A 12286-nucleotide genomic window follows, 5' to 3' on the forward strand; every position below is an offset into this window, starting at 1 on the left:
ACAAAGGATTTGTTCCCCACGGGAAGCGACTGCGACCAATAATACAATGATGACCAGTCCATACAGAGGATTTTCAGATAAAATAGCATCCGTTACTCCAAAACTGTACAAAAAGGAAGCACTGTCATTCGTGATAGCCGTAGAGTACATCATGACTCCCATAATAATCATGATGAAGTAAATAATCCCCAAGAAGAATCCCCAGTTTTTTCCCAGATAGCCACTGATGACACTGGCATAATCTTCACACTTCGGCGAGCTAGCCAAGGTGTTAATGTACAGCCGCTGGAAACCATACATGATTGGGTAGCTGATGACTGCCGAAGCGAGAAATACCCAGAGACCTACTAGACCGACCTGTACCGGCAGGAAGACAATGCCCGAACCGATAGCCATGCCAATACTCATAATTACCCAGCCCCAGTCTGTACTATCGAATTTTACGGCCTTCTTCCATTCTTCCTAGTCATACCCGCTTTTTCCCAATGGGTACTGCCCGAAGCCATTCCTATACGTTTTGTAGCATTTTCCATAGTAGGCCACCCCTTATTCAGCCTGATGGGCTTTAACGGCCTTTACGATACGCTGCAGGCCTTTGTCAACGATAACCCGCGGCATAGCCAGATTGAGGCGGATATAGCCTTTTGCATTATCGACAAAGAGTGCATCTCCTCCTTCCAGGAGAACCCCTGCTTTATTAGCCATGAAATCAGGAATATCTTCCACATCGCCGAGATACGGATTCATGTTGACCCATGCCAGATAGGTTGCCTGTGGAATCTGGAAGGTGATATCCGGGAGTTCTCTGTCCAGAGTGTCCTTCACAAACTGGAAATTCCCGTCCAGATACGTCTTGAGCTGGTCCAGCCATTCACTCCCGTGTTCGTAAGCTGCCTGATGGGCGGCGATAGAAAGGGGATTTACGTTCATGGCATAGGCATTGGTCGTACCGATATAGAGATCGCGCAGCCCTTTATCGCGGATGATGATTTCGGCAAACATCATCCCCGCCATATTGAATGCTTTGGATACAGAGGTGCAGGTAATCAGTTTTTTATATTCTGGCATAATCTTAGCCATGGGGATATGTTTAACGCCCTGGCGCAGGAGATCGCAATGGATTTCGTCACTGATAATCCAAAGATTATGTTTTTCTACAATAGCCGCTACCTTGCGGAGTTCTTCTTCTGTCCAGACCCGTCCCGTCGGATTCTGTGGATTGCACCAGATAAGAAGTTTGGCAAACGGATTGGAGGCGTCTTTTTCTAATGCATCAAAATCGATGGTCCAATTTCCCTGAGCATCACATTTCAGCTTATTGTGGATAGCGTGTTTATGCCGTTCATCAATCGGGTGCTGGAAATATCCGTATGCCGGCGTATTGATGATGGCATAATCATAGTCGCCAAGAAGCAGATCGACTAATGTATACAATGCCGGTATGATACCCAGAGAAAAGCAGATTTCTTCTTTCGGATAGGTCCAGCCGTACATCTTTTCACACCAGGAATTATAGGCCTGGAAAAATTCCGGTTCAAACACCTGGCTGTATCCGATGATGCGCTTGTCGGCCCGGTCTTTGATTGCCTGGATAATAGCCGGGCACATGGCAAATTCCATATCGGCTACCCACATGCGGACAAATTCATCGTCCTTGAACGGAAAGGTCTTTTTCCCTTCAAAATCATGGAAAATGTAGCCACGGAACCCATCCGTATTGAGTGCATTCGTATGTTTTCTGTCAATGATTTCATCAAAATCGTACGTCATCAGTATTCCTCTTTTCTACAAATATGCGATTATTCAGAATTATAATTATTATAGGTAAGAGCTCTCTGTTTATGCTTATACTATATCAGTTCCGATGTCCACTGGCAAAAGCCCCTATGTTTCGTTTAAAGACATAAACATAGTCACTGTGTTTCTTTAGGCGAAACATAAGGGCCAATCATCTTCCAATTTCATCAGAAGACATGTTTTTTCAATTGTTTTTTTTATTTTGAATATTTTAAAGAAACAAAAAAACGTGTACAATGACATCAGAGGTGATTTCATGTCTCTGGTAACAGAAAATACGGGTAAGGCAATCCGTACATTCCGGAAAAAGAATAAGCTGACCGTCCAGGAACTGGCGGATCGCATCTGTAAGAGCAAAGCAACAGTTTCCAAATATGAAAGCGGTAAAATTTCTTTGGATTTGGATACCCTGTTCGATATTGCACAGGTATTACAGGTCCGCCTCGAGCAGTTATTATACATGCCACCGGAAAATGTCCCAACAGAAACTGTAACCGTTCCCAATTTCTTCAAAAATCTGAATCACATGTACATATATATGTATGATGGCCGTAATAACCATCTGAACCGCACGATTATCAATGTATTTCCGGAAAATCAGCATATATTTCCAGCCATCATGTACATGAATATAAAGAATTATAATGAATATCAGAATTGTGAAAACACTTATACAGGAACAATATCCCATTACGACGCCCTGACCACTATGGAATTCCAGAATCAGGATACCTATATAGAAAAATATATTATCCGCATCCTCGCGTCGTTTTTAGATGCTCCCACCAAATGGGCCATGGGATTCGGCGTTTCTTCCCGACCATTAATGCCCGTCGCTACCAAAATGCTTATTTCAAAAAAAATTCTCCCGGAAACAGACGACCTCATCAAATCTCTGATGATTTCCAAAGAGGATATCCGCCGCATGAAGCAATACAACATGCTATCTTTCGTATAAGTAAAAAAACTGGCTTATGGAACAAAATACTCCATAAACCATTTTTTTAGGCTTATTCTGTTATGCATTGTAATTTTCCATCAGTCTGCGGAAGAAATTACGAGATCCCGGAAGTGTGGCAGCAGGAATGCGTTCGTTGACACCGTCCCCACCTCTTAGGTGGTGGATGAATGGCGAGCTTGTGGTATAATATTAATAGCAGTTAGAACTTCTGCGAGAACAAAAAAGTATTTTCAATCAACGGTCTTTGAGCCGTTTTCGGAGGAGCACTCCCCCTTGCCGCAGCACGACGCCATAGGCGAATCGCGACGGGTAGAAAAGAAGTGCAAAATGTGTATCTACTCAAGTAAGCAGAACTTCGATTTCGAGGGACTGTGTAAGGGGCTTTTGGACAGCCCTTTGAGAATAAGGATATCCTGACAGCTAACTCCTTTGGAATAGGCTGTTAGGCGTTAGTCCATGTATCAAACTTCTCAAGAATCTCTCGCTTCTATAAGCGGGAGAGGTTCAATATCCTGACACTTTCTAGCATTTGTTTCTCTGCCGCCAGATGCGCTGGGCTTCAGCAGCTTGAATCAGGGCTTCGCGCACATCGGGATGAGCGATGTTAATCAGCGCTTCGGCCCTTTGCCAAGTAGCCAGACCGGACAGGTTGGCTACGCCGTATTCCGTGACCATGTACGGCGCCTGGGTCCGCGGCGTCGTAATGATGTCGCCGGCCGTGAACTTAGGCAGGATATTGGAATGACGGATGCCCTGCTTATCGACCCGGCTCGACGGCATGGCCAGGAAGGCTTTGCCATGATCGGCTACATAGGCGCCGGTCACGAAGTCCAGATGGCCGCCAGTCCCGCTGATTTTCCGTGTCCCTGCCGATTCCGAGCAGACCTGGCCATAGAGGTCGACGGCAATACAGCTGTTGATGGAAATGAAATCATCGAGCTGGCGGATTGTTTCTGGATTGTTGACATAATGCATAGGTGCCGACAGGATATCCTGGTTATGGTCCAAAAATTCATAGAGTTCTTTCGAGCCCATACAAATGGAGAAGACGCCTTTCCCCCGCTGGAAAGGCTTTTTGTCGTTAGTAATCTTCCCTGACTGGTACAGATCGAGATAGCCGTCACTCATGAGCTCTGTATGCATACCTAAGTCTTTCAAGTCCAATCCGGCAATGAGGCTGCCTAAGGCATTGGGCATACCACCGATACCGAGTTGCAAGGTAATGCCGTCGTGCAAGTAAGGGAAAATATTCTCGGCAATCTGCTGGTCAATAGCACTCGGTTCCCGGTTCGGCGCCAGGCTAATCGGTTCTTCGCTTTCGACGATGGCATCGACCTTCGTCGCATCGAAAGCCCAGACGGGCACGTGTTTCTTCAGTTCTTCAACGATTCCCCGGGGATACTGGCAGACCCCGGACAGGACAGGCAGCGATGGAATCTGCGTCGTATTGACGACCATCTTGCCGTCTTTCTTCAGGAACCGGGCATAGCGGGCCGCTTCCATTTCTTCAAAGGAAACGAGGATATCCGCCGAGCCTTCGCCGATGATGGGTGAGTAAACTTTGGAGCCAAAGTGGACCTGCGTACTGACGCTGCCGCCGCGCTGGCTCATGCCGTGGACTTCGGACATCTTGACATCGTAGCCATGTCCGATGAGGCCTATGGTGAGGATTTTGCTGGCTAATATCGTACCCTGGCCACCGACACCGACGAAGAGTACACTCTTTATATCTGACATATTATTTATCCCCCTTTCTGGAAATGGCCTGAACCGGGCAGACCTGCATGCAGACCGTACAGCCGACGCAATCCGCCTGAGCAATACTGGATTTCTTCGTTTCACTGTCATAGCGCAGGGCCGGGCAGCCGGTGGAGAGGCATTTCTTGCAGCCAATGCACTTATCCGCATCGACGACGCACGGCGTCTTGTCGAGGTTGAACTGGGCTTTATCTTCTTTGGAATACTTTTTGAGGATACAAGGCCATTTGGTGATGATGACCGACGGTTCATCTTCCATGGCAAAAGCCCAGTCCAGCGTTTCTTTCATGGCCTTCAGGTCCAGGGGATTGACCGTCCGGACGTGCTTGATGCCCAGGACATTGACGACCGTTTCGACGTCAATGAGCGTGGCCGGTTCCCCTTTGATGTTATAGCCCGTCCTGGGGTTATCCTGATGGCCGGTCATACCGGTGATGCGGTTGTCCAGGATGACACAGATGGCATTCGAGCCGTTATAGGCCACATCGGTCAGGGAATTGATGCCCGTATGGAAGAACGTCGAATCGCCCATGCAGACGGCCAGGTCCTTGGCGTTGAGCGGCGCCGCCCCGCCTAAGGCGTAACAGCCGATATCGCCGATCATGACCGTGTCTTTCCGATGGCGTATCTGTTCTTCCATAAAGGGGGGTCCAGTTCTTCGATGACGTAGAGTTCATCAAAGTTATCGGAAAAGGCTTTGATTATCTCCATCGACAGAGGATAAGTAAAGCCCAGCTTCAAATACGACGCTTTATCGCCTAAGGCTTCCTTAGCATACAGATAAGCCGCACCGGCTGCGATAATGCCAATTTTCGTGTCGTTCATCTCGATTTCATTGAAAGGACAGCTTTCGGCATAGCCCTTCAATTTTTCTTCCTGTTCTTCGATGACATAGCGGCGTCTCTTGGAAATGGCCGGTACGGCATCCATTTTATCCCGCTGTTTCTGATAGAGGACGGGCGCCACTTCCTGGCGGTCTTTTTCTTCGACGAGGCTCTTGGAATGGCAGACTCGGGTCGTCATGCGAATCATGACCGGGACGTCATAGGTTTCACTGACCCGATAGGCTTCCTTGGTCATGTCGATGCATTCCTGCGAATCGGACGGCTCGAACATGGCGATTTTGGCAAATTTGGCATAATTCCGGTTGTCCTGTTCATTCTGAGTAATGAAAAATTAACCCAACACTCTTTCCGCATCAAAATAGAAATCATCGATTTTCCCCGTCTCATCGACACCATCCCCATCCTCTGCCTGTTCAGTTCGATGAACGATGCCTTATATACGCTCCGTTCCATTGCGCCGAAATATAAGAAGATCCATTTGCTCCTCAACGAAAACTTCATGTTCAACAAAGACGCCTGCCCGGAAGAGCTGCGTAAAAAAAATCGTCTTCTATCGCCGCTACAGCCTGGATAAGACCCATTTAGAACTACTGGCCCAGGTCCGTCAGATTCCGGTCACACCAGATACGGCCATCGTCGGTTGTCCGCTTCTGCCGCAAATCGTCCAAGACGGGCCTGACGGCGGCTCACCATTTTGAGGACAAATACCCTGCGCCTGAGCCTGCCATCTCTGAACGACCGGCCTGATGATGTTCTCTACTTATTCTCGTACTTCCTGCAAAGCTTCCGCCATCGCCAAGTTTCCCTTCCCAAAATATTAAAAAAAGCCCTCATCCAGCATGACTGGTGGGGCAATATCCGCGAACTGCACAGTGTTACCTTGCGTTATTACATCTTCGGCGACACCCTGAATGGGGCTTATGATTCATTATTTGACATCCCCGACGAAAACCGGAAGGAAAGTCTCCTCGATACAGCATCGCTCCAGCTGGACATGAAACATCTGGAAAAGACGATCCAGCAGATACTCATCGGAGAGCTGCAAGAAAAAGGCTATAGCCAGAAGGATATAGCCAAATTACTCAATGTATCGCGCCAGACGATTTTCAACAAGTTGCACCGGTAACCAACGCACCTTAACACATGCATGTGTTAGAATCAATATATTTAACGCACATGTGCGTTAAGATGTGTGAAACGTGTGCTGAAATACAATTTTCCTCTCAGTATCTTCATGACTATTGCCGATTCACTGGCTTATAGTGGGCATATTTCCCTCGCCCTTCTAAAATAAGTTTATGATTTTTCTTTAACTTATTAAGTAGATGATAAGCTTGAGCTGGTGAAACGTGAAGAAGCTTGACAACATCTGATCTTGTTACCAGTCCTTGCTTTTGAGCCAGCTTCAAGATGAGTTCCGGGTAACGAACTGTATCAATGTCAGTTTGACGCACATATCCAATGGTGTTCTCTTGTCGCTGATATAGATGGGCACTGAGAAAATATCCACGACTTTTTCCCCGTCCTATCGCCTCAATCAGGCCAGATTCTACAAGCGATTCAAGCGTAGTTGGGAGCTTATATGAAGGAATTCCGGCAGCATCAGCTATTTCCTTTTGTGACATCCGGTGATGTGTTTTCAATAAATTGAGAATTAAGAGTTCATAAACGGTAAAATCACGGTTCAGTTTTTCTTGTTCTTCTATGAGTAAGCGGACAAAATTTTTATCAGGACGACTGTCCGGGATATAAAGCCGCACAGAAGTATCAGTAGATTGGCTGTAGTCTGGTGGCAGTTTGCCATAGCGCAAACTACCAGCATAGATACGGTCAATACCCCGGCCAGACCGTTCGGCCATTCCAATGCGTTTTAAACAATCAGCAAGCACGGGATTTCGACCATGAGGTTCAGCATCTAACAGAGAATCATAAGTAATGCCCTGGATAAAGCCACCAGGATTAGCAATAGTCATGCCATCGCGTTCAATAAGAACACGGACACGTCCCAGCATGGAATAGTCCCGATGACTATACGCATTGATGAGCGCTTCACGAAATGCCTGAGGAGCATAATGTGGAATGGGAACACGGAATAAGCCAACATCAATTTCATCTTCCTGGTTAATAGAAAGAAAGTACGTATTAATTTTTTCAATGCTGGCCAGCAGAGGGAGAGTAAATGTTTCGTTGACGCGAAGTTGCGCATTATCCATAATTTGTATAGATGATTCCGCTGTAGGGATAAGTTCCTGCAGGCGCTCTGCACGACCAATGAGCAACATTCCGGTGACCGTAGGAATATAGCCTTCGCCTATTTGGGTGACAAGCCGAAGAGCTTTATCCAGCTCCAGATCATCTAGCTCCAAAAGTGCGGACTCTCCATGATAGGTACGAATAATATGACGCAACCGTTCCCGTTCGGCAACACTCAAATCATCCCGGGTTGAGTCAGGCAATGGTTGTGCAGAGAAATCCAATAAAGACAAACTGGAAAGCCGCTGAGGAATTTCATAGGGATATAAAGGAACATTTTCTGGTGTATGATCTGCTTTTAATCGACGTTTTTGTATTTTTCCAGCAGCACTTGCTACAATCGAAGTATATCGGGGAACACTTAACTTCAAAACATCACATTGCCCATCATGAAGTATTGTCGCACGTGTGCTGACTGGAGGAACTGTTTTATTGGCAATGAAGGCAGTAAGACGAGTGATATCCCTATGTTTAGGATGGAGACCTGTTATTGTACCATCATCCTCTATACCAAGATACAAATCGCCACCTTCTGTATTGGCAAAAGCTACAACAGCATCAATAATATCGTTATCAGGTAAACAATTTCTGTCGCTTTTAAATTCTACGGTCAAGCTTTCTTCGGTAGGAAACCTATACATCGTATCACATCCTTTGTGTCGATTCTAACACACACGTGCGTTAAAATCAACTCACCCTAACGCATATGTGCGTTAAGAGGGTATTAAGATGTGGTAACGCCTCGCTTACAACCGGCGGATACGGCTGTTGGGGATATTCAGCTTCTGCCGGAGTTTGGTTACTGTCCGCCGGGCCACGGAAATCCGGTCCGACAAAGCCAGGCACTCAGACAGGTCCTGGTCCGAATAAGGATGGCTTTTGTCTTCACCGGCGACGAGGGCGGCGATTTTCTCCATGACGACCTTATCGGATACACTGCCTTCGGTATCGGAAGGATAAGCCGTCGCTAAAAAAGATTGGAGCGGATATATCCGCCCTTCAAACAGGACATAGCGGTGGCGGCAGACGCGGCTGACCGTCGCCGTACTGAGCTGGGTGTCGGCAGCGATATCCTTCTGGCGCAGGGGCCGCAAAGACCGATGGTGCAAGAAATAGTCCTTCTGCCGGTCCATGAGGCAGGCCACGACCTGTTCGATGGAATGATGGCGGTAAGCCAGGGCTGAGGCCAAATCGGTAAAATCCCGGCGGGCTTTGCGGATGTAATCCAAGATTTCCTTGTCCCCCCGGGCGGCATACTGGTCGTATAAATCATCGCGGAAATAGACATCCGGTATGTCCTCAAGGGACCGCTGGGTCAGCTGGCCTTTGGCATCGCAGTAGATTTCTATATCGGGCCGGATATATACCTCTTCCTGGACGATCTGGCTGGCCGGCTGGAGGGACAGGCTCTTGAAAAAATCCCGGATATCCCGCAATTCCGAGTCCGACAAGCCCAGGGAAGCCTGGATTTTCTGCCACTTCCCCTGGAGAAAATCGTCATAATGCTTTTCTAGCAGGGCTTCCGCCTGGCGAGGCGCCTTGCGGGCCCGCCGGGTCTGGATGAGCAGGGCTTCACGGAGATCCCTGGCGGCAATGCCCGGCGGGTCGAAGGACTGGACGAGGGCCAGTCCTTTTTCCATATCGGCCGGTCCCAACTGGTAAGCCCGGCCCAGAGAAGCTAAGTCACCCTGGAAAAACCCTTTGGCATCGAGGGAGCCGATGACCAGGCCCGCCGCCAGCATGACCGGTTTCGGCAGGGTCTGGACCCGCAGCTGGGCCATGAGCTTCGCTTCCAGGGAGGCGCCGTGATTGTGCACATTCTCGATAGCTTTACGGCCCTTTTCTTCGTCGGCCCGGACATCATGATAGCAGATGTCCATCAAGGGGTTAGCCGTCACTTTTTCCTGCAAGAAATCTACCAAATCCTGGCCATGGAGGGCCAGCATCTGGATGGTCAATCGCTGGACCTGCAGTATTTTCGCTTTTTGTTCGAGTTTCAAGGATAAATTCGACATAAGGCCCCTCTTTCCATTCATGGCTTACTTTTTCACCATAGATTCCAAGATGCGCCGCGCTTCGTCCGGTTCATGGTCCTTGATGATGCGGCTCACCGTATCATAGCCCAAAGCGCCGATGTAGGCCGCCCCGAAGGCGGCAGATGCCTTCAAATGCTGCTGGCACCGGTCTTCCCGTACTTCCAGGCCTTCGACACAGGCCGTCTGGAAGATGCGTACCGACCGGATCAGGAGCTGCAGGCTTTCCAGGAGGCAGTCGGCGATGAGCGGTTCAAAGGCGTTGAGTTCAAATTCGCCGTGGGCAGCGGCCATGGCGATGGCGCTGTCGTCAGCCATTACTTTCATGGCACACTGCATGACCATTTCCGGGATGACCGGATTGACCTTGCCGGGCATGATGGAACTGCCCTGCTGACGGGCAGGCAGGCGGATTTCACCGATGCCGCCGTGAGGGCCGGAATTCATGAGGCGCAAATCATTGGCAATTTTCATCAAGTTGACGGCCAGGGCCTTGAGCAAGCCCGACACTTCGACGAAGACGTCGTTGTTCTGGGTCAGGTCGACAGGGTATTCTGCCGCAGCCAGGCCGATGCCCGTCAAACGGCGCAATTCCTCAATGACTTCATAGCGGTACTGCCGTGATGCCGTATCGGATGTGCCGATAGCCGTGCCACCAAGGTTAACCATGCGCAGGCGTTCTTCGATTTTATACAAACGCCAGCGGTCACGGGACAAGGCCTGGGCATAGGCGCCAAATTCTTCGCCTGCCGTCATGGGAACGGCATCCATGAGCTCCGTCCGCCCCAATTTATACGTCTTTTCATAGGCCTGCTCTTTATGCTGGAAGGCTTCCTGCAAGTCGGCACAAGCCTGGCTCAGTTCCCGCAGCTTGCGGATGGCGGCGATCCGCAGGGCCGTCGGGTAGACGTCATTCGTCGACTGGCCGCGGTTGACGTCATCCAGGGGATGGATGACGTCGTACTGCCCGGGCTGTTTCCCCAGCTTCAGCAAGGCCGCGTTGGCAATGACTTCATTGACGTTCATGTTCGTCGACGTACCGGCGCCGCCTTGAAGGGCTTCGGTTACAAAAGCATCGTCATACTGACCGGCCAAGATAGCGTCGCAAGCCGCGGCGATGGCCTGATAAATCCCGTCTTCACGGACACCGAGGCGGGCATAAGTCAGAGCAGCGGCTTTCTTAACGGTCACCATGGCATAAATGAGATCCATCGCTGTCCGCTTATGGCCTAAAGGGAAATTTTCCAAGGCCCTGGCCGTATTGATACCGTACATCGTCCCTTCAGGTAACTCCACTTCACCCAGTACATCGCGTTCGATACGCGTTTTTTCCATTCAAATCCCTCCTAAAACGGGCGCCCCCTCTACAGCGGTCCGTTTCAGCAACCGCCCTACCATTTTCTACAAACTCCATACTACAAACTATTTTTTAAACCAGCGACTGCAAGTACGGGAAGACGCTGAGGCTGCGTTTCAAGATGCCCTGCATGTAGGCAATGGCTATGCCGTAGTTGGTAATGGGCACAGCCTGGTCGGCGGCGCACTTCATGCGGTATTGGACTTCCCTGCCGTTGAGCATACAACCGCCGCAGTGGATGACCAAGGCATACGGCGACAAGTCTTCCGGAAAATCGCGGCCGCTGGCCGTTTCGATGCGGATATCCTTATGCGTATAATTACGAAGCCAGCGGGGAATCTTGACCGTGCCGATGTCGTCGCACTGGCGATGATGGGTACAGCCTTCGGCAATGAGGACCGTGTCGCCGTCTTGCAGCTTTTCCAGGGCCGTGACGCCGCGGACGGCCGTTTCCAGCAGGCCTTTATGTCGAGCCATGAGGATGGAGAACGACGTCAGGCGCACGTCCATAGGCGTGTCGGCCGACACTTTGGCAAAGACCTGACTGTCTGTAATGACCAGGGCCGGTTTCTGACCCAGACATTCCAAGGTATGGCGCAGTTCATATTCCTTGACGACGATGGCCGCACTGTCGTTGTCGATGATTTCCCGGATAGTCTGCTGCTGCGGCAGGATAAGGCGCCCTTTCGGCGCTGCCGTATCGATGGGGACGACGAGGACGACGAAGTCACCGCCCTGGATGAGGTCGCTCACAATAGGCGATGCTGTCTCGACAGGTTTCAGGCGGGCCAGGCGTTCTTTCAATTCGTAAATGCCTTCTCCCTTCAAAGCGCTGACGTAGATTTCATGGTCCTGTGCCTTACTGGCTTGGTTCAGCAGGTCCGATTTATTATAGACGACGAGGTAAGGCAGGTTCTTGTCCCGGATGAGATTCAGGACTTCATCGTCGGCAGGCGACCGGCCTTCAGCGGCGTCGATGATGACGACAGCTATATCCGTCTTGTTGAGGACCTGTTTCGTCCGGCGCACCCGTTCTTCCCCCAAGGCCCCGACGTCGTCGAATCCCGGCGTGTCGATGATGACCACTGGTCCTAAGGGCAGGAGTTCCATGGCTTTGTAGACCGGGTCCGTCGTCGTCCCTTTCGTCGCCGATACGATAGACAGGTCCTGGCCGGTCACGGCGTTGACGACACTCGATTTCCCGGCATTGCGGCGGCCAAAGAAACCAATATGGACCCGTTCGCCTGATGGCGTATCATTCATTCCCATAACATCGTCCCCT

The 12286-nt window shown here is 49.9% G+C and carries 11 protein-coding genes and 1 pseudogene; 3 read left to right on the forward strand and 9 right to left on the reverse strand.

All coding sequences use genetic code 11. The annotated features are described in order from the left end of the window. Positions 1-3 precede the first annotated feature (3 nt). Positions 4-506 (reverse strand): annotated as a pseudogene (locus C6362_RS03640) (transporter); the annotation flags it as partial. Between the two features lie 40 nt (positions 507-546). After that, complete coding sequence (locus C6362_RS03645) at positions 547-1770, reverse strand: MalY/PatB family protein (RefSeq protein ID WP_014015403.1); 1224 nt, start codon at positions 1768-1770, stop codon at positions 547-549. A 229-nt stretch (positions 1771-1999) separates the two neighbouring features. On the opposite strand from C6362_RS03645, the gene C6362_RS03650 reads away from it, so the two are divergent. Beyond that, entirely contained in the window at positions 2000-2755 is a 756-nt protein-coding gene (locus tag C6362_RS03650) for a helix-turn-helix domain-containing protein (RefSeq protein WP_255411309.1), read from the forward strand. Positions 2756-3280: 525 nt separating this feature from the next. Here the strand turns inward: C6362_RS03650 and C6362_RS03660 are convergent. From C6362_RS03660 to C6362_RS12090, 3 genes are read right to left on the reverse strand one after another with little or no spacing between them, the layout of a single operon-like run. Then, a complete protein-coding gene (locus C6362_RS03660) occupies positions 3281-4495 on the reverse strand; it encodes an acetyl-CoA hydrolase/transferase C-terminal domain-containing protein (RefSeq protein ID WP_014015405.1) in 1215 nt (404 codons plus the stop codon). Position 4496: 1 nt separating this feature from the next. Next, positions 4497-5156, reverse strand: a complete 660-nt coding sequence (locus C6362_RS12085; RefSeq protein ID WP_014015406.1) for a thiamine pyrophosphate-dependent enzyme — start codon at positions 5154-5156, stop codon at positions 4497-4499. Beyond that, positions 5117-5632, reverse strand: a complete 516-nt coding sequence (locus C6362_RS12090) for a hypothetical protein (protein WP_232501479.1) — start codon at positions 5630-5632, stop codon at positions 5117-5119. Before C6362_RS12090 ends, C6362_RS12085 begins: the two co-directional genes overlap by 40 nt. Here C6362_RS12090 and C6362_RS12095 point away from each other — a divergent pair. Then, complete coding sequence (locus C6362_RS12095; protein WP_232501518.1) at positions 5519-5935, forward strand: hypothetical protein; 417 nt, start codon at positions 5519-5521, stop codon at positions 5933-5935. The two genes, C6362_RS12090 and C6362_RS12095, sit on opposite strands and share 114 nt — an antisense overlap. Positions 5936-6055: 120 nt before the next feature. Then, positions 6056-6487 carry an AAA-type ATPase lid domain-containing protein gene (locus C6362_RS03675; RefSeq protein ID WP_014015408.1) on the forward strand — a complete coding sequence of 144 codons (432 nt, stop codon included), beginning with the start codon at positions 6056-6058 and terminating at the stop codon, positions 6485-6487. Between the two features lie 112 nt (positions 6488-6599). Here C6362_RS03675 and C6362_RS03680 read toward each other — a convergent pair whose 3' ends face one another. The 4 genes from C6362_RS03680 to hydF all read right to left on the reverse strand — a co-directional run bounded on the left by C6362_RS03680 (position 6600) and on the right by hydF (position 12273). Then, complete coding sequence (locus C6362_RS03680) at positions 6600-8255, reverse strand: RNA-binding domain-containing protein (RefSeq protein WP_014015409.1); 1656 nt, start codon at positions 8253-8255, stop codon at positions 6600-6602. A 105-nt stretch (positions 8256-8360) separates the two neighbouring features. Continuing rightward, positions 8361-9629 (reverse strand): RNA polymerase factor sigma-54, encoded by a 1269-nt coding sequence (gene rpoN / locus C6362_RS03685; protein ID WP_014015410.1) that lies wholly within the window; start codon positions 9627-9629, stop codon positions 8361-8363. A gap of 24 nt (positions 9630-9653) precedes the next feature. Next, positions 9654-10982 (reverse strand): aspartate ammonia-lyase, encoded by a 1329-nt coding sequence (locus tag C6362_RS03690; RefSeq protein WP_014015411.1) that lies wholly within the window; start codon positions 10980-10982, stop codon positions 9654-9656. A 94-nt stretch (positions 10983-11076) separates the two neighbouring features. Further along, positions 11077-12273: a [FeFe] hydrogenase H-cluster maturation GTPase HydF gene (hydF, locus tag C6362_RS03695; protein WP_014015412.1), complete on the reverse strand. Its 1197-nt coding sequence runs from the start codon at positions 12271-12273 to the stop codon at positions 11077-11079. Positions 12274-12286 lie beyond the last annotated feature (13 nt).

The sequence above is a fragment of the Megasphaera elsdenii DSM 20460 genome (assembly GCF_003010495.1).
GTDB lineage: Bacteria > Bacillota > Negativicutes > Veillonellales > Megasphaeraceae > Megasphaera > Megasphaera elsdenii.